At 55.9% G+C, this 18,200-nt stretch carries 14 protein-coding genes and 1 pseudogene; 14 read left to right on the top strand and 1 reads right to left on the bottom strand.

The window, feature by feature from the left end:
• The first annotated feature begins 49 nt into the window (after positions 1 to 49).
• The 4 genes from dnaK (at position 50) to nhaR (ending at position 5,502) form a co-directional block, all read left to right on the top strand.
• Positions 50 to 1,963 carry a molecular chaperone DnaK gene (dnaK, locus tag ACMGG5_RS09160; RefSeq protein ID WP_024907421.1) on the top strand — a complete coding sequence of 638 codons (1,914 nt, stop codon included), beginning with the start codon at positions 50 to 52 and terminating at the stop codon, positions 1,961 to 1,963.
• Positions 1,964 to 2,050: 87 nt separating this feature from the next.
• On the top strand, positions 2,051 to 3,196 hold the full coding sequence (gene dnaJ, locus ACMGG5_RS09165; protein WP_420277772.1) for a molecular chaperone DnaJ: 1,146 nt from the start codon (positions 2,051 to 2,053) through the stop codon (positions 3,194 to 3,196).
• Between the two features lie 172 nt (positions 3,197 to 3,368).
• The gene (gene nhaA, locus ACMGG5_RS09170; RefSeq protein WP_407820844.1) at positions 3,369 to 4,544 is read left to right on the top strand and encodes a Na+/H+ antiporter NhaA; all 1,176 of its coding nucleotides are present in this window, start codon (positions 3,369 to 3,371) and stop codon (positions 4,542 to 4,544) included.
• A gap of 58 nt (positions 4,545 to 4,602) precedes the next feature.
• Positions 4,603 to 5,502 (top strand): transcriptional activator NhaR, encoded by a 900-nt coding sequence (gene nhaR, locus ACMGG5_RS09175; protein WP_003856462.1) that lies wholly within the window; start codon positions 4,603 to 4,605, stop codon positions 5,500 to 5,502.
• A 57-nt stretch (positions 5,503 to 5,559) separates the two neighbouring features.
• Here nhaR and rpsT read toward each other — a convergent pair whose 3' ends face one another.
• Positions 5,560 to 5,823, bottom strand: a complete 264-nt coding sequence (gene rpsT / locus ACMGG5_RS09180; protein ID WP_003856458.1) for a 30S ribosomal protein S20 — start codon at positions 5,821 to 5,823, stop codon at positions 5,560 to 5,562.
• A gap of 101 nt (positions 5,824 to 5,924) precedes the next feature.
• Here rpsT and ACMGG5_RS09185 point away from each other — a divergent pair.
• From ACMGG5_RS09185 to ACMGG5_RS09230, 10 genes and pseudogenes are all read left to right on the top strand, one after another.
• Positions 5,925 to 6,143, top strand: a pseudogene (locus ACMGG5_RS09185) (DUF2575 domain-containing protein).
• Between the two features lie 7 nt (positions 6,144 to 6,150).
• Entirely contained in the window at positions 6,151 to 7,077 is a 927-nt protein-coding gene (gene ribF, locus ACMGG5_RS09190; RefSeq protein ID WP_032644021.1) for a bifunctional riboflavin kinase/FAD synthetase, read from the top strand.
• 45 nt (positions 7,078 to 7,122) lie between these two features.
• A complete protein-coding gene (gene ileS / locus ACMGG5_RS09195; protein WP_024907424.1) occupies positions 7,123 to 9,939 on the top strand; it encodes an isoleucine--tRNA ligase in 2,817 nt (938 codons plus the stop codon).
• The gene (lspA, locus tag ACMGG5_RS09200; protein ID WP_008502034.1) at positions 9,939 to 10,439 is read left to right on the top strand and encodes a signal peptidase II; all 501 of its coding nucleotides are present in this window, start codon (positions 9,939 to 9,941) and stop codon (positions 10,437 to 10,439) included. Before ileS ends, lspA begins: the two co-directional genes overlap by 1 nt.
• A 93-nt stretch (positions 10,440 to 10,532) precedes the next feature.
• A complete protein-coding gene (gene fkpB, locus ACMGG5_RS09205; RefSeq protein ID WP_003856450.1) occupies positions 10,533 to 10,982 on the top strand; it encodes an FKBP-type peptidyl-prolyl cis-trans isomerase in 450 nt (149 codons plus the stop codon).
• A 1-nt stretch (position 10,983) separates the two neighbouring features.
• Positions 10,984 to 11,934, top strand: coding sequence for a 4-hydroxy-3-methylbut-2-enyl diphosphate reductase (gene ispH / locus ACMGG5_RS09210; protein ID WP_024907425.1), 951 nt, complete (start codon positions 10,984 to 10,986; stop codon positions 11,932 to 11,934).
• Between the two features lie 205 nt (positions 11,935 to 12,139).
• Complete coding sequence (dapB, locus tag ACMGG5_RS09215; protein ID WP_420277773.1) at positions 12,140 to 12,961, top strand: 4-hydroxy-tetrahydrodipicolinate reductase; 822 nt, start codon at positions 12,140 to 12,142, stop codon at positions 12,959 to 12,961.
• A gap of 455 nt (positions 12,962 to 13,416) precedes the next feature.
• A complete protein-coding gene (carA, locus tag ACMGG5_RS09220; protein WP_024907427.1) occupies positions 13,417 to 14,565 on the top strand; it encodes a glutamine-hydrolyzing carbamoyl-phosphate synthase small subunit in 1,149 nt (382 codons plus the stop codon).
• 18 nt (positions 14,566 to 14,583) lie between these two features.
• Positions 14,584 to 17,808, top strand: coding sequence for a carbamoyl-phosphate synthase large subunit (gene carB / locus ACMGG5_RS09225; RefSeq protein WP_024907428.1), 3,225 nt, complete (start codon positions 14,584 to 14,586; stop codon positions 17,806 to 17,808).
• A 139-nt stretch (positions 17,809 to 17,947) separates the two neighbouring features.
• Positions 17,948 to 18,181, top strand: a complete 234-nt coding sequence (locus ACMGG5_RS09230) for a YgdI/YgdR family lipoprotein (protein WP_048989669.1) — start codon at positions 17,948 to 17,950, stop codon at positions 18,179 to 18,181.
• Positions 18,182 to 18,200: the final 19 nt, after the last annotated feature.

An 18,200-nucleotide genomic window follows, 5' to 3' on the forward strand; every position in this document is an offset into this window, starting at 1 on the left:
TACAGGTACACAACCACATGTTGACTGAATTTTTAGTGGAGACGTTTAGATGGGTAAAATTATTGGTATCGACCTGGGTACTACCAACTCTTGTGTAGCGATTATGGATGGCACTACTGCACGCGTGCTGGAGAACGCCGAGGGCGATCGCACCACGCCTTCTATCATTGCTTATACCCAGGATGGTGAAACTCTGGTTGGTCAGCCGGCTAAACGTCAGGCAGTGACAAACCCGCAAAACACCCTGTTTGCGATTAAACGCCTGATCGGTCGCCGCTTCCAGGACGAAGAAGTTCAGCGTGACGTTTCCATCATGCCTTACAAAATCATCGCGGCAGATAACGGCGATGCATGGCTTGATGTGAAAGGCGCTAAAACTGCACCACCGCAGATTTCTGCTGAAGTGCTGAAGAAAATGAAGAAAACCGCTGAAGATTACCTGGGTGAGCCGGTAACTGAAGCTGTTATCACCGTACCTGCCTACTTCAACGATGCTCAGCGTCAGGCAACCAAAGATGCTGGCCGTATCGCAGGTCTGGAAGTAAAACGTATCATCAACGAACCAACCGCGGCTGCTCTGGCTTACGGTCTGGATAAAGAAGTTGGCAACCGTACTATCGCGGTTTACGACCTGGGTGGTGGTACCTTCGATATCTCTATTATCGAAATCGACGAAGTTGACGGCGAAAAAACCTTCGAAGTTCTGGCAACCAACGGTGATACCCACCTGGGTGGTGAAGACTTCGATACCCGTCTGATCAACTACCTCGTTGACGAGTTCAAGAAAGATCAGGGCATTGACCTGCGTAACGACCCGCTGGCGATGCAGCGCCTGAAAGAAGCCGCTGAGAAAGCGAAGATCGAGCTGTCTTCCGCTCAGCAGACCGACGTGAACCTGCCGTACATCACTGCAGACGCGACCGGTCCTAAACACATGAACATCAAAGTGACTCGTGCGAAACTGGAAAGCCTGGTAGAAGACCTGGTGAACCGTTCTATCGAGCCGCTGAAAGTTGCTCTGCAGGATGCTGGCCTGTCCGTATCCGATATCCAGGACGTTATCCTGGTCGGTGGTCAGACCCGTATGCCAATGGTTCAGAAGAAAGTGGCTGAGTTCTTTGGTAAAGAGCCACGTAAAGACGTTAACCCGGACGAAGCAGTTGCAATCGGTGCTGCGGTTCAGGGTGGCGTACTGACCGGTGAAGTTAAAGACGTACTGCTGCTGGACGTTACCCCGCTGTCTCTGGGTATCGAAACCATGGGCGGTGTGATGACTGCGCTCATCAACAAAAACACCACCATCCCGACGAAACACAGCCAGGTGTTCTCTACCGCTGAAGACAACCAGTCTGCGGTAACCATCCATGTGATTCAGGGTGAGCGTAAGCGTGCGGCGGATAACAAATCTCTGGGTCAGTTCAACCTGGACGGTATTAACCCGGCACCGCGCGGCATGCCGCAGATCGAAGTGACCTTCGACATCGATGCTGACGGTATCCTGCACGTGTCTGCGAAAGACAAAAACAGCGGTAAAGAGCAGAAGATCACCATCAAGGCATCTTCTGGCCTGAACGAAGCGGAAATCGAAAAAATGGTTCGCGATGCCGAAGCTAACGCGGAATCCGACCGTAAGTTCGAAGAGCTGGTTCAGACTCGTAACCAGGGTGACCATCTGCTGCACAGCACCCGTAAGCAGGTTGAAGAAGCAGGCGATAAACTGCCAGCGGAAGACAAGACTGCTATCGAAGCTGCACTGAGTGCGCTGGAATCCTCACTGAAAGGTGAAGACAAAGCGGACATCGAAGCGAAGATGCAGGAACTGGCGCAGGCTTCTCAGAAGCTGATGGAAATCGCTCAGCAGCAGCACGCTCAACAGCAGGCGGGCGCTGACGCTTCGGCGAACAACGCGAAAGACGACGACGTTGTCGACGCTGAGTTCGAAGAAGTTAAAGATAAAAAATAATCGCCCTGATGCAGGGTAATTAATCGGCACGGGCGTAGGAGAACTCTCCACGCCCGTGCTCGCATGTTAAGGGGCTTAAAAAAACCAATGGCAAAGCAAGACTATTACGAGATTTTAGGCGTTCCGAAAACTGCGGAAGAGCGTGAAATCAAAAAGGCGTATAAGCGCCTGGCCATGAAATTCCACCCGGACCGTAACCAGGGTGATAAAGAGGCTGAAGCCAAATTTAAAGAGATCAAAGAAGCCTACGAAGTCCTGACCGATGCACAAAAACGTGCGGCCTATGACCAGTACGGTCATGCAGCCTTTGAACAGGGCGGCATGGGCGGCGGTGGATTCGGTGGCGGTGGCTTTGGCGGCGGCGCTGACTTCAGCGATATCTTTGGCGATGTATTTGGCGACATCTTCGGCGGTGGCCGTGGTCGTCAGCGCGCGGCGCGCGGCGCGGACCTGCGCTACAACATGGAGCTGACGCTGGAAGAGGCCGTTCGCGGTGTCACCAAAGAGATCCGTATTCCGACGCTGGAAGAGTGTGACGTTTGCCACGGCAGCGGCGCGAAAGGAGGTACACAGCCTCAGACCTGTCCAACCTGTCACGGCTCTGGTCAGGTACAGATGCGTCAGGGCTTCTTCGCGGTACAGCAGGCCTGTCCGCACTGTCACGGTCGCGGTACGCTGATTAAAGATCCGTGCACCAAATGCCACGGCCACGGTCGCGTTGAGAAAACCAAGACCCTCTCCGTTAAAATCCCGGCCGGCGTCGATACGGGCGACCGCATTCGTCTGGCGGGTGAAGGTGAAGCAGGTGAACACGGTGCACCGGCAGGCGATCTGTACGTTCAGGTGCAGGTGAAGCAGCACGCCATTTTCGAGCGCGAAGGTAATAACCTGTACTGCGAAGTGCCGATCAACTTCGCGATGGCGGCACTGGGCGGTGAAATCGAAGTGCCGACGCTGGATGGTCGCGTGAACCTGAAAGTGCCAGGCGAAACCCAGACCGGTAAGCTGTTCCGCATGCGCGGGAAAGGCGTTAAGTCCGTTCGCGGTGGTGCGCAGGGCGACCTGCTGTGCCGCGTCGTCGTAGAAACGCCGGTTGGCCTGAACGACAAGCAGAAACAGCTGCTGAAAGAGCTGCAGGAGAGCTTTGGTGGCCCAACGGGTGAGAAAAACAGCCCGCGTTCCAAAAGCTTCTTCGATGGCGTCAAAAAATTCTTCGATGATTTGACCCGTTAATCTGTTCTCAGATTTTCATCCGCAAAAGCCCGGAAGCGATTCCGGGCTTTTTCTATTTACGGGTATTGATCGTTAAAACTGAATCTATACTCAATATTAATCTGTTTTTGCCGAGCTATTTGGCTTGGTATTATGGTTTTATCGAGGTATTGTTGTAACAGAGAGAATTAAAGTGAAATTACTACACCGTTTTTTTAGCAGTGAGGCGTCCGGCGGCGTCATCCTGATTATTGCCGCTGCGGCCGCGATGGTGCTGGCTAACCTTGGCATCACGCAGGAACTCTACCATGCATTTCTGGAAACGCCCGTTGAGCTGAAGGTCGGGGCGCTCGAAATTAACAAGAACATGCTGCTGTGGATCAACGATGCGCTGATGGCGGTCTTCTTCCTGCTCGTCGGGCTTGAGGTTAAGCGTGAGCTGGTACTGGGCTCGCTTGCCAGCCGCCAGCGCGCGGCGTTCCCGGTGATTGCCGCGCTCGGCGGGATGGTGGTGCCGGCGCTGCTCTTCCTGGCGTTCACCTGGCAGGATCCGATTGCACGTCACGGCTGGGCGATCCCGGCTGCGACGGATATCGCCTTTGCGCTCGGGGTGCTGGCATTGCTGGGAAGCCGCGTGCCGGTGGCCCTGAAAATCTTCCTGATGGCGCTGGCGATCATCGATGACCTCGGTGCCATTGTGATTATCGCACTGTTCTACACCAGCGATCTGTCGATCCTGTCCCTGAGCGTGGCCGCCGGGGCGATAGCGGTGCTGGCGCTGCTGAACATCTTCAATGTTCGCCGTATCGGTATCTATATCCTGGTGGGGATGGTGCTGTGGACGGCGGTGCTGAAATCAGGCGTGCACGCCACGCTGGCGGGCGTGATTGTCGGCTTCTTCGTACCGCTGAAGCCGCAGGACGGCAAGTCGCCTGCCAAACAGCTGGAGCATGTGCTGCACCCGTGGGTCGCCTTTATGATCCTGCCGCTGTTTGCGTTTGCCAACGCCGGTGTGTCGCTGGGTGGCGTGACGCTGGACGGGCTAACGTCCGTGCTGCCGCTGGGCATCATTGCCGGGCTGTTTATCGGCAAGCCGCTGGGTATTAGCCTCTTCTGCTGGCTGGCGACGAAGCTGAAGCTGGCGTCTTTGCCGCACGGCACCACCTTTAAGCAGATTATGGCCGTCGGCGTGCTGTGTGGTATAGGGTTTACGATGTCGATCTTTATCTCGACGCTGGCGTTTGGGACGCATGCGCCTGAGCTTATCGTCTGGGCAAAACTCGGCATTCTCATCGGGTCATTACTGGCTGCGGTAATCGGTTATACCTTGCTGAAGGTAAAATTGTCCGGACAGGCCGTCCAGGCATAACGGAACACCGGGAGGAGGCGATCCTTCTCCCGATACACACTCAGGGAGAGAAGACGCGATGTCTCATTTAAATTACAACCATCTGTACTACTTCTGGCACGTCTATAAACAGGGCTCGGTGGTGGGGGCGGCAGAGGCGCTCTACCTGACGCCGCAAACCATCACCGGGCAAATCAAGGCCCTGGAAGAGCGCCTGCAGGGTAAGCTGTTCAAGCGTAAGGGGCGTGGGATTGAACCCAGCGAACTGGGTGAACTGGTTTTCCGCTACGCGGACAAAATGTTCACCCTGAGCCAGGAGATGCTGGATATCGTCAACTACCGCAAAGAGTCGAACCTGCTCTTTGATGTTGGCGTGGCGGATGCGCTGTCCAAGCGGCTGGTGAGCGGCGTGCTGGATGCGGCGGTGGTGGAAGATGAGCAAATCCATCTGCGCTGCTTTGAATCCACCCATGAGATGCTGCTGGAACAGCTCAGCCAGCATAAGCTGGACATGATTATCTCGGACTGCCCGATTGACTCCACCCAGCAGGAAGGGCTGTTCTCGGTGAAGATTGGCGAATGCGGCGTCAGCTTCTGGTGTATTAACCCGCCGCCGGAAAAACCGTTCCCCGCGTGCCTGGAAGAGCGTCGCCTGCTGGTGCCGGGAAGACGCTCCATGCTCGGACGCAAGCTGCTGAACTGGTTTAACTCGCAGGGGCTGAACGTGGAGATACTCGGTGAGTTCGACGATGCGGCGCTGATGAAAGCCTTTGGCGAAGCGCATAACGCGATCTTCGTTGCGCCGACGCTGTACGCGCACGATCTCTATTCGGACGATAAGATTACGGAGATAGGCAGAGTGGATAACGTGATGGAGGAGTATCACGCCATATTTGCCGAAAGAATGATTCAGCACCCGGCGGTACAGCGAATCTGTAACCGCGACTATTCAGCGCTGTTTACGCCACCGGCAATCTGAAGACATAAAAAAACCCGCGTTAAGCGGGTTCTTTAAACAAGCAACAACAAGTAGCGATTAAGCCAGTTTGTTGATCTGCGCAGTCAGGTTTGCTTTATGACGCGCTGCTTTGTTTTTGTGGATCAGACCTTTAGCAGCCTGACGATCCACGATTGGTTGCATTTCGTTAAATGCGTTCTGCGCTGCAGCTTTGTCGCCTGCTTCGATTGCTGCGTATACTTTCTTGATGAAAGTACGCATCATAGAGCGACGGCTTGCGTTGTGCTTACGAGCCTTTTCAGACTGAACGGCACGTTTCTTAGCTGATTTGATATTAGCCAAGTCCAACTCCCAAATATGATCTATGTGGACAATTCAAAGGCCGAGGAATATGCCCTCTTTGCCTTCTTTTGTCAATGGATTTGTGCAAATAAGCGCCGTTAATTAGCGACGCTACGTTACGTAGTGATGGCGCAGGATTCTACCAGCTTGTCTTCCCTGAATACAGCCTTTCGGCATAAAAATCGCAGTTCACGAGCAGATTTTTTCGCTGCGAAAGGTCAGCCTGATGAAATCATTACGGCTTTCTGTTTTGCACGAACAATCGCCGGTTAACCTTAACCGTTGTACAAGGTATACTTTGGCGATTTTCACTGTTTTGAGCCAGACATGAAGCTGATACGCGGCATACATAATCTCAGTAGCGCGCCACACGGGTGCGTGCTGACCATTGGTAATTTCGACGGCGTGCATCGTGGTCATCAGGCGCTGTTGCAGGGATTGCGTAAAGAAGGGGAGGCCCGTGGCCTGCCCGTTGTGGTGATGATTTTCGAACCGCAGCCGCTGGAGCTGTTCGCGGGTGATAAATCTCCCGCCCGTCTCACTCGCCTGCGCGAGAAGTTGCGCTACCTGGCAGAGTCCGGTGTGGACTACGTATTGTGTGTACGTTTCGATCGCCGCTTTGCCGCGCTGACAGCACAAAATTTTGTCAGCGACCTGCTGGTTAAGCGTCTTGGCGTACAGTTTCTCGCCGTGGGCGATGATTTCCGCTTTGGCGCTGGTCGTCAGGGCGATTTCTTGCTATTACAGAAGGCTGGTCTGGAGTACGGTTTTGACGTCACCAGCGCGATGACCTTCTGTGAAGGCGGCGTTCGCGTCAGCAGCACGGCGGTACGCCGGGCACTGGCCGATGACGAACTGGATACGGCAGAGACCCTACTGGGGCATCCGTTCACCATCTCTGGCCGCGTGGTCCATGGCGATGCGCTGGGCCGCACGATAGGCTTCCCGACGGCGAATATACCGCTGCGTCGTCAGGTTTCCCCGGTTAAAGGGGTGTATGCGGTGGAAGTGGCAGGACTGGGCGATAAGCCGTTTTACGGCGTCGCCAATATTGGCACGCGTCCGACCGTCGCCGGTGTGCGTCAACAGTTGGAAGTGCACCTGCTGGACGTTGTAATGGACCTGTATGGTCGCCATATAGATGTGATACTGCGTAAAAAAATACGCAACGAGCAGCGATTTGGTTCGCTGGATGAACTCAAAGCGCAAATTGCGCGAGATGAATTGACGGCCCGCGAGTTTTTTGGGCTTTGAACCCGGCTTAACTGCCTACGTGATAAATACGGAACCGAGAATCTGATGAGTGACTATAAATCAACCCTGAATTTGCCGGAAACAGGGTTCCCGATGCGCGGCGATCTCGCCAAGCGCGAACCGGGAATGCTGGCGCGTTGGACCGATGATGACCTGTACGGCATCATTCGTGCAGCCAAAAAAGGCAAAAAATCCTTCATTCTGCATGATGGCCCTCCATATGCGAATGGCAGCATTCATATTGGTCACTCGGTTAACAAGATTCTGAAAGACATTATCGTGAAGTCCAAAGGCCTCGCGGGATATGACTCGCCTTACGTTCCGGGCTGGGACTGCCACGGTCTGCCAATCGAGCTGAAAGTGGAGCAGGAGTTTGGCAAGCCGGGTGAGAAGTTCACCGCCGCCGAGTTCCGTGCGAAGTGCCGCGAATACGCCGCTACGCAGGTTGACGGTCAGCGCGCTGACTTCATCCGTCTGGGCGTGCTGGGCGACTGGTCGCACCCGTACCTGACCATGGACTTCAAAACCGAAGCCAACATCATTCGTGCGCTGGGTAAAATTATCGGTAACGGCCACCTGCACAAAGGCGCTAAGCCGGTGCACTGGTGCGTGGACTGCCGCTCTGCGCTGGCAGAAGCGGAAGTGGAGTATTACGACAAAACCTCTCCATCTATCGACGTGGCCTTCCAGGCCGTCGATCAGGATGCGGTGAAAGCCAAATTTGGCGTCTCCTCAGTAAACGGCCCAATCTCGCTGGTGATCTGGACCACCACCCCGTGGACCCTGCCTGCGAACCGCGCGATCTCCCTGTCCGGTGAGTTCGAATACGCGCTGGTTCAGGTTGAAGGTCAGGCGGTTATCCTGGCGAAAGATCTGGTTGAAAGCGTGCTGAAGCGTGCGCATATCACCGACTACACCGTGCTAGGCACCGTGAAAGGTGACGCGCTGGAGCTGATGCGCTTCAAACATCCGTTCCTGGACTTCGACGTTCCGGCGATCCTCGGCGACCACGTGACGCTGGAAGCGGGTACCGGTGCGGTACATACCGCCGGTGGCCACGGTCCTGACGACTACAACATCAGCCTGAAGTACGGTCTGGAAATCGCTAACCCGGTGGGTCCGGACGGATCTTACCTGCCTGGCACCTATCCGGCGCTGGACGGCATCAACGTCTTCAAAGCGAACGACATCATCGTCGACATGCTGCGCACCAGCGGCGCGCTGCTGCACGTTGAAAAAATGCAGCACAGCTATCCGTGCTGCTGGCGTCACAAGACCCCGATCATCTTCCGTGCGACCCCGCAGTGGTTCGTCAGCATGGATCAGAAGGGCCTGCGCGAGCAGTCTCTGAAAGAGATTAAAGGCGTGCAGTGGATCCCTGACTGGGGCCAGGCGCGTATCGAATCCATGGTGGCTAACCGTCCTGACTGGTGTATCTCCCGTCAGCGTACCTGGGGCGTGCCGATGTCTCTGTTCGTACATAAAGAGACGCAGGAGCTGCACCCGAACACCCTGGAACTGATGGAAGAAGTGGCGAAGCGCGTCGAAGTTGACGGCATTCAGGCGTGGTGGGATCTCGACGCCCGCGACATCCTGGGCGCTGACGCTGACAGCTACGAGAAAGTGCCGGATACCCTGGACGTGTGGTTTGATTCCGGATCGACCCACTCCTCCGTGGTTGACGTGCGTCCGGAGTTTGCTGGCCACGCTGCAGATATGTATCTGGAAGGCTCTGACCAACACCGCGGCTGGTTCATGTCATCTCTGATGATCTCTACCGCCATGAAGGGTAAAGCGCCTTACCGTCAGGTACTGACTCACGGCTTCACCGTGGATGGTCAGGGCCGTAAGATGTCCAAATCTATCGGTAACACCGTTTCTCCGCAGGACGTGATGAACAAGCTGGGCGCAGACATTCTGCGTCTGTGGGTGGCGTCGACCGACTACACCGGCGAAATGGCGGTATCTGACGAGATCCTGAAACGTGCTGCCGACAGCTATCGTCGTATCCGTAACACCGCGCGCTTCCTGCTGGCGAACCTGAACGGGTTCGATCCGGCAAAAGACATGGTGAAACCGGAAGAGATGGTCGTGCTGGACCGCTGGGCGGTAGGCTGCGCGAAAGCAGCGCAGGAAGATATCCTGAAGGCCTATGAGTCTTATGACTTCCACGAAGTGGTGCAGCGCCTGATGCGCTTCTGCTCCATTGAGATGGGCTCGTTCTACCTCGACATCATCAAAGACCGCCAGTACACCGCGAAAGCGGATAGCGTGGCGCGTCGTAGCTGCCAGACCGCGCTGTTCCATATCGCAGAAGCGCTGGTACGCTGGATGGCGCCGATTATGTCCTTCACCGCGGATGAAATCTGGGGTTACCTGCCGGGCGACCGCGAGAAGTATGTCTTCACCGGCGAGTGGTACGAAGGTCTGTTCGACCTCTCCAGCACCGAAGCGATGAACGATGCCTTCTGGGACGAGCTGCTGAAAGTGCGTGGCGAAGTGAACAAGGTTATCGAGCAGGCGCGTGCAGATAAGAAAGTCGGCGGCTCTCTGGAAGCGGCAGTCACGCTGTACGCTGAACCGGAGCTGGCGGCGAAGCTGACGGCGCTGGGCGATGAATTACGATTTGTCCTGTTGACCTCCGGTGCGAAAGTTGCGGATTATGCCGAGGCTTCTGCTGATGCTCAGCAGAGCGAACTGCTCAAAGGACTGAAAGTCGCGCTGAGCAAAGCCGACGGTGAGAAATGCCCGCGCTGCTGGCATTACACCACCGATGTCGGTCAGGTGGCGGAACACGCAGACATCTGCGGACGCTGTGTAAGCAACGTCGCCGGTGACGGCGAAAAACGTAAGTTTGCCTGATGAGTAAAACTCTCTGTTCAACAGGACTGCGCTGGCTGTGGCTGGTTGTGGTGGTGCTGATTATCGATCTGGGCAGCAAGTTCCTGATCCTCCAGAATTTTGCTCTGGGGGAGACGGTTCCGCTGTTCCCGTCACTTAACCTGCACTACGCACGTAACTACGGCGCAGCGTTCAGTTTCCTTGCCGATAGCGGTGGCTGGCAGCGCTGGTTCTTTGCGGGTATCGCTCTCGGTATCTGCGTGATCCTGGCGGTGCTGATGTACCGCTCGAAGGCCACGCAAAAGCTGAATAACATCGCCTACGCGCTGATCATTGGCGGCGCGCTGGGCAACCTGTTTGACCGCCTGTGGCACGGTTTTGTGGTCGATATGATCGACTTCTACGTCGGCGACTGGCACTTCGCGACCTTTAACCTCGCCGATAGCGCTATTTGCATCGGTGCGGCGTTAATCGTGCTGGAAGGCTTCTTGCCGAAACCCGCCGCGAAAGAGCAGGCGTAAAAACCAGCCGGGGGGCGCTGCGCTTACCCGGCCTACGGTTAATGTAGGCCCGGCAAGCGCAGCGCCACCGGGCAAAACAAGCGAGCAATTTGCATGTCTAAATCCGTACAGAGCAACAGCGCGGTTCTCGTTCACTTCACGCTGAAGCTGGATGACGGCTCCACGGCCGAATCCACCCGCAATAACGGCAAACCGGCCCTGTTTCGTCTTGGCGATACTTCCCTGTCTGAAGGTCTTGAGCAGCAGCTTCTCGGTCTGAAAGAGGGTGAGAAAAAAGCCTTTTCGCTGGAGCCGGATGCCGCGTTTGGCGTGCCAAGTCCCGATCTGATCCAGTATTTCTCGCGCCGTGAGTTCATGGACGCGGGCGAACCGGAAATCGGGGCGATTATGCTCTTTACCGCTATGGACGGCAGCGAAATGCCTGGCGTGATCCGCGAAATCAACGGCGATTCGATTACCGTTGATTTCAACCATCCGCTTGCCGGGCGTACCGTTCATTTTGATGTTGAAGTGCTGGAAATCGATCCTGCACTGGAGGCCTGAAATGCAGATCCTGTTGGCTAACCCGCGCGGCTTTTGCGCCGGTGTAGACCGCGCTATCAGCATTGTTGAAAACGCGCTGGAGATTTACGGCGCGCCGATTTATGTACGTCACGAAGTGGTGCATAACCGCTACGTGGTTGACAGCCTGCGCGAGCGCGGCGCCATATTTATCGAGCAGATCAGCGAAGTGCCGGACGGTGCGATCCTGATCTTCTCCGCGCACGGCGTCTCCCAGGCGGTACGTAACGAAGCGAAAAGCCGCGATCTGACCGTATTCGATGCCACCTGTCCACTGGTGACCAAGGTGCATATGGAAGTGGCGCGCGCCAGCCGTCGTGGTGAAGAGTCGATTCTGATTGGCCACGCCGGTCACCCGGAAGTTGAAGGCACCATGGGCCAGTACAGCAACCCGGAAGGGGGGATGTATCTGGTTGAGTCGCCTGAAGATGTCCTGACGCTGAACGTGAAAAATGAAGCCCGTCTGTCGTTTATGACCCAGACGACGCTCTCCGTAGACGATACCTCAGACGTGATTGACGCCCTGCGTCAGCGCTTCCCGAAAATCGTCGGTCCGCGTAAAGATGATATCTGCTATGCGACCACTAACCGTCAGGAAGCGGTGCGCGCACTGGCTGAACAGGCGGATGTGGTGCTGGTGGTCGGCTCCAAAAACTCGTCTAACTCCAATCGCCTGGCCGAACTGGCGCAGCGCATGGGGAAGGCAGCGTTCCTGATTGATGACGCGTCGGATATTCAGGAAGCGTGGGTTAAGCATGCGGCCTGTGTCGGCGTGACGGCCGGGGCGTCTGCGCCAGATATTCTGGTTCAGAACGTCATTTCCCGTTTGCAGGAGCTGGGCGGTGGCGAAGCGGTGCCGCTGGAAGGACGTGAGGAGAACATCGTTTTCGAAGTCCCGAAAGAACTGCGCATTGATGCCCGCGAAGTCGAATAGTCCCTTTTCTGATGAAAGGCCAGCACCTCCTGTGCTGGCCTTTTTTTTAACCGTTACTTTATCGTGACGACAAAATCATGTCTTTTACTGATATTTAAGTCGGTTTCACGTTAAATTCTAATTATCGGTGTTTTCAGTTGGCAGTGCTTCTCAAGGCTGGTTAATCTGAAAACGGTTTACATCATTTTAACGTAAGAGAATAACTATGCATGATGCACAGATCCGTGTCGCCATTGCGGGCGCGGGTGGACGTATGGGCCGTCAGCTTATTCAGGCGGCTCTTCAGATGGATGGCGTCGCGCTTGGCGCGGCCCTGGAGCGTGAAGGTTCTTCACTTCTGGGGACCGATGCCGGTGAGCTGGCGGGCGCAGGCCACACGGGCGTTACCGTGCAAAGCAGCCTGGAGGCGGTAAAAGAGGACTTCGATGTCTTCATCGATTTTACCCGCCCGGAAGGGACGCTCACGCATCTGGCGTTTTGCCGTCAGCACGGCAAGGGGATGGTGATCGGCACCACCGGTTTTGACGACGCGGGCAAGCAGGCTATCCAGGATGCATCAAAAGAGATTGCGATTGTCTTCGCCGCAAACTTCAGCGTGGGCGTTAACGTCATGCTGAAGCTGCTGGAGAAGGCCGCGAAGGTGATGGGCAACTATACCGATATTGAGATCGTAGAAGCTCACCACCGTTACAAAGTTGATGCGCCATCAGGTACGGCGCTGGCGATGGGCGAAGCGATTGCGCATGCACTCGATAAAGATTTAAAAGAGTGCGCGGTCTATACCCGCGAAGGTCACACCGGCGAACGCGTGCCGGGCACCATTGGTTTCGCCACCGTGCGAGCGGGTGATATCGTCGGCGAACACACGGCGATGTTCGCCGATATTGGTGAACGTGTCGAGATTACGCATAAAGCCTCCAGCCGAATGACATTTGCTAACGGCGCCGTACGCTCCGCTTTGTGGCTGAAAAATAAGAAACATGGTCTTTTTGATATGCGAGATGTGCTCGATCTCAACAATTTGTAAGCATTATTACCCATCGTGATGTGGTTATTGCAGTCGTAATTGTTTGATTGCATAGGGCAATATTTTATTGCCCTTTTATTTTTGACTGTTTCAATGTTAATCAGGCTATAAGCCTATAAAAACCTATCTATTGCTGCGTATTAACGTTGCTGAAATGTAAATTTTGACCATTTGGTCCACTTTATGATGCTCCATCCGCTGATTTTTTATTAAACCAAGCGCGCAAGCGTTTTCCGCAGTGATTTACCTGATCTTTTTGTCGCTTAAGCCTCATTCCTCTCGCCAGGCCTGCAAAAGACTAAACAAAATATCCGTTTTAAGTTGACTTTTACCCACCAAATCCCCAGAATGCCGCCGTTTGCCAAAAATCCGCTGGCAACACATTTGCATTGATCCATGACATGGTTATGAATTAATATGCAAATAAAGTGAGTGAATATTCTCTGGAGGGTGTTTTGATTAAGTCAGCGCTATTGGTTCTGGAAGACGGAACCCAGTTTATCGGTCGGGCCATAGGGGCAACGGGTTCGGCGGTTGGGGAAGTCGTTTTCAATACTTCAATGACCGGTTATCAAGAAATCCTCACTGATCCTTCCTATTCTCGCCAAATCGTTACTCTTACTTATCCTCATATCGGCAATGTCGGCACCAATGCTGCTGACGAAGAATCTTCTCAGGTACATGCGCAAGGCCTGGTCATCCGCGATCTGCCGCTGATTGCCAGCAACTTCCGCAATACCGAAGACCTCTCTTCTTACCTGAAGCGCCATAACATCGTGGCGATTGCCGATATCGATACCCGTAAGTTAACGCGTCTGCTGCGCGAGAAAGGTGCACAGAACGGCTGCATCATCGCGGGTGATAACCTCGATGCGACGCTGGCGCTGGAAAAAGCGAAAGCCTTCCCGGGCCTGAACGGCATGGACCTGGCGAAAGAAGTGACTACCGCTGAAGCCTACAGCTGGACTCAGGGTAGCTGGACGCTTTCAGGCGACCTGCCGGAAGCGAAAAAAGAGAGCGAGCTGCCGTTCCACGTGGTGGCCTACGATTTCGGCGCCAAGCGCAACATCCTGCGCATGCTGGTTGACCGCGGCTGCCGCCTGACGGTGGTGCCGGCACAAACGTCTGCCGAAGACGTGCTGAAGATGAATCCGGACGGTATTTTCCTGTCCAACGGCCCTGGCGACCCGGCGCCGTGCGATTACGCTATCGCCGCCATTAAGTCCTTCCTGGAAACCGACATCCCGGTATTCGGCATCTGTCTCGGCCATCAGCTGCTGGCCCTGGCGAGCGGTGCGAACACCGTTAAGATGAAGTTCGGCCACCACGGTGGTAACCACCCGGTGAAAGACATCGATAACAACACGGTGATGATCACCGCGCAGAACCACGGCTTTGCCGTCGATGAAGCCTCAATGCCGGCTAACCTGCGCGTGACCCACAAGTCGCTGTTCGATGGCACCCTGCAGGGCATCCACCGTACCGATAAGCCAGCGTTCAGCTTCCAGGGCCACCCGGAAGCCAGCCCGGGCCCACACGACGCCGCGCCGCTGTTCGATCACTTCATCGAACTTATCGAGCAATACCGTAAGACCGCTAAATAATCAGGAGCCGAGAAGACAATGCCAAAACGTACAGACATAAAAAGCATCCTGATCCTTGGCGCTGGCCCGATCGTGATCGGCCAGGCCTGTGAATTCGACTACTCCGGCGCGCAGGCGTGTAAAGCCCTGCGCGAAGAGGGTTACCGCGTTATCCTGGTGAACTCTAACCCGGCGACCATCATGACCGACCCGGAAATGGCTGATGCGACCTACATCGAGCCGATTCACTGGGAAGTGGTGCGTAAAATCATCGAGAAAGAGCGTCCGGACGCGGTGCTGCCAACCATGGGCGGCCAGACGGCGCTGAACTGCGCGCTGGAGCTGGAGCGTCAGGGCGTGCTGGCCGAGTTCGGCGTGACCATGATTGGTGCGACCGCCGACGCGATTGATAAAGCAGAAGACCGTCGCCGCTTCGACGTGGCGATGAAGAAAATCGGCCTCGACACCGCGCGCTCCGGTATCGCACACAACATGGAAGAAGCGCTGGCCGTTGCGGCTGACGTGGGCTATCCGTGCATCATCCGTCCATCGTTCACCATGGGCGGCACCGGCGGCGGCATCGCCTACAACCGCGAAGAGTTCGAAGAGATTTGCGAACGCGGTCTGGATCTCTCCCCAACCAAAGAGCTGCTGATTGATGAATCGCTGATTGGCTGGAAAGAGTACGAGATGGAAGTGGTGCGTGATAAAAACGACAACTGCATCATCGTCTGCTCTATCGAAAACTTCGATGCGATGGGTATCCACACCGGTGACTCCATCACCGTTGCGCCAGCTCAGACCCTGACCGACAAAGAGTATCAAATCATGCGTAACGCCTCGATGGCGGTACTGCGTGAAATCGGCGTGGAAACCGGCGGTTCTAACGTGCAGTTCTCCGTTAACCCGAAAACCGGTCGCCTGATTGTTATCGAAATGAACCCGCGCGTGTCCCGTTCCTCCGCGCTGGCCTCTAAAGCGACCGGCTTCCCGATTGCGAAAGTGGCGGCGAAGCTGGCGGTGGGCTACACCCTCGACGAGCTGATGAACGACATCACCGGTGGCCGCACGCCTGCGTCCTTCGAGCCGTCCATCGACTACGTTGTCACCAAAATTCCACGCTTCAACTTCGAGAAATTTGCAGGCGCGAACGACCGTCTGACCACCCAGATGAAATCTGTCGGTGAAGTGATGGCGATTGGTCGCACGCAGCAGGAATCCCTGCAGAAAGCGCTGCGCGGCCTCGAAGTGGGCGCGACCGGCTTCGACCCGAAAGTGAGCCTGGACGACCCGGAAGCGCTGACGAAAATCCGCCGCGAGCTGAAAGACGCGGGCGCAGAGCGTATCTGGTACATCGCCGATGCCTTCCGTGCGGGGCTGTCCGTCGACGGCGTGTTCAACCTGACCAACATCGACCGCTGGTTCCTGGTGCAGATTGAAGAGCTGGTGCGTCTGGAAGAGCAGGTGGCTGAGCTGGGCATCACCGGCCTGGACGCTGACTTCCTGCGCGTGCTGAAGCGTAAAGGCTTCGCCGATGCGCGTCTGGCTAAGCTGGCGGGCGTGCGTGAAGCGGAAATCCGCAAGCTGCGCGACCAGTATGACCTGCACCCGGTCTACAAGCGCGTGGACACCTGTGCGGCAGAATTCTCGACCGACACCGCCTACATGTACTCCACCTATGAAGACGAGTGCGAAGCGAACCCGTCCGTCGACCGCGACAAGATTATGGTGCTGGGCGGCGGTCCAAACCGTATCGGCCAGGGCATTGAGTTCGACTACTGCTGCGTGCACGCCTCCCTGGCGCTGCGTGAAGACGGTTACGAGACCATCATGGTCAACTGTAACCCGGAAACCGTATCGACCGACTACGACACCTCTGACCGCCTCTACTTCGAGCCGGTTACCCTGGAAGACGTGCTGGAAATCGTGCGCATCGAGAAGCCAAAAGGCGTTATCGTGCAGTACGGCGGCCAGACCCCGCTGAAGCTGGCGCGCGCGCTGGAAGCAGCAGGCGTGCCGGTTATCGGTACCAGCCCGGATGCGATTGACCGTGCGGAAGACCGCGAGCGTTTCCAGCAGGCGGTTGACCGTCTGAAGCTGAAACAGCCGGCGAACGCCACCGTCACCGCCATTGAGATGGCCGTTGAGAAGGCGAAAGAGATTGGCTACCCGCTGGTCGTGCGTCCTTCCTACGTGCTGGGCGGCCGCGCGATGGAAATCGTGTATGACGAAGCCGACCTGCGCCGCTACTTCCAGACCGCGGTAAGCGTGTCCAACGATGCGCCAGTGCTGCTCGACCGCTTCCTCGACGACGCGGTGGAAGTGGACGTGGACGCCATCTGCGACGGCGAAATGGTGCTGATTGGCGGCATCATGGAGCACATCGAGCAGGCGGGCGTGCACTCCGGTGACTCAGCCTGTTCTCTGCCAGCCTACACGCTGAGCCAGGAGATTCAGGACGTGATGCGCCAGCAGGTGCAGAAGCTGGCCTTCGAGCTGCAGGTTCGCGGTCTGATGAACGTCCAGTTCGCGGTGAAAGACAACGAAGTCTACCTGATTGAAGTGAACCCGCGTGCGGCACGTACCGTCCCGTTCGTCTCCAAAGCCACCGGCGTACCGCTGGCGAAGGTGGCGGCGCGCGTGATGGCGGGCCAGACGCTGGCGCAGCAGGGCGTGACCAAAGAGATCATTCCACCGTACTACTCGGTGAAAGAAGTGGTGCTGCCGTTCAACAAATTCCCGGGCGTTGACCCGCTGTTAGGGCCAGAAATGCGCTCTACCGGGGAAGTGATGGGCGTAGGCCGCACCTTCGCAGAAGCGTTCGCGAAGGCGCAGCTGGGCAGTAGCTCTACCATGAGAAAATCAGGCCGTGCGCTGCTCTCCGTTCGTGAAGGCGACAAAGAGCGCGTAGTTGACCTGGCCGCTAAGCTGCTGAAGCAGGGCTTCGAGCTGGATGCAACCCACGGTACGGCGATTGTGCTGGGCGAAGCCGGCATCAACCCGCGTCTGGTGAACAAGGTGCATGAAGGCCGTCCGCACATTCAGGATCGTATCAAGAATGGCGAATATACCTACATCATCAACACCACCGCGGGCCGCCAGGCGATCGAAGACTCCAAGCTGATTCGCCGCAGCGCGCTGCAGTACAAAGTGCACTACGACACCACCCTGAACGGCGGTTTCGCAACGGCCATGGCGCTGAACGCGGATGCTACCGAGAAGGTGATTTCAGTGCAGGAAATGCACGCGCAGATTAGCAAGTAAGTAAAAATGCCCGGTGCCGTTCGGCTGCCGGGCATTCTCCCCATCTTCAGAACCTTCTGGTTTTTCATCCGCTTTCAGTCAGTTAGCCTAAAATCATTAGGTCGATAACGAAATTCAACTGAGAGCAGGGGAAAACACCATGCCAAATAAATTACTGATCGCTTCCGTTCTGGCTGCCACGACAATGTTTACCGTTGCGGGATGTTCGTCCAATCAGGCCGTAAAAACCACCGATGGCAAAACCATTGTTACCGACGGAAAACCGCAGGTAGATGACGATACCGGTCTGGTGTCGTACAAAAACGCCGAAACCGGTCAAACCGAGCAGATCAACCGTGACCAGGTGAAATCGATGGGCGAGCTGGATAACTAATTCAGAATTCTGACGTAAG

The sequence above is a fragment of the Enterobacter sp. BNK-34 genome (assembly GCF_048684445.1).
GTDB lineage: Bacteria > Pseudomonadota > Gammaproteobacteria > Enterobacterales > Enterobacteriaceae > Enterobacter > Enterobacter pseudoroggenkampii.

Coding starts and splice junctions, on each gene's coding strand:
- dnaK (WP_024907421.1), top strand. CDS start 50: ATGGGTAAAATTATTGGTATCGACCTGGGTACTACCAACTCTTGTGTA.
- dnaJ (WP_420277772.1), top strand. CDS start 2,051: ATGGCAAAGCAAGACTATTACGAGATTTTAGGCGTTCCGAAAACTGCG.
- nhaR (WP_003856462.1), top strand. CDS start 4,603: ATGTCTCATTTAAATTACAACCATCTGTACTACTTCTGGCACGTCTAT.
- ribF (WP_032644021.1), top strand. CDS start 6,151: ATGAAGCTGATACGCGGCATACATAATCTCAGTAGCGCGCCACACGGG.
- ileS (WP_024907424.1), top strand. CDS start 7,123: ATGAGTGACTATAAATCAACCCTGAATTTGCCGGAAACAGGGTTCCCG.
- lspA (WP_008502034.1), top strand. CDS start 9,939: ATGAGTAAAACTCTCTGTTCAACAGGACTGCGCTGGCTGTGGCTGGTT.
- fkpB (WP_003856450.1), top strand. CDS start 10,533: ATGTCTAAATCCGTACAGAGCAACAGCGCGGTTCTCGTTCACTTCACG.
- ispH (WP_024907425.1), top strand. CDS start 10,984: ATGCAGATCCTGTTGGCTAACCCGCGCGGCTTTTGCGCCGGTGTAGAC.
- dapB (WP_420277773.1), top strand. CDS start 12,140: ATGCATGATGCACAGATCCGTGTCGCCATTGCGGGCGCGGGTGGACGT.
- carB (WP_024907428.1), top strand. CDS start 14,584: ATGCCAAAACGTACAGACATAAAAAGCATCCTGATCCTTGGCGCTGGC.
- ACMGG5_RS09230 (WP_048989669.1), top strand. CDS start 17,948: ATGCCAAATAAATTACTGATCGCTTCCGTTCTGGCTGCCACGACAATG.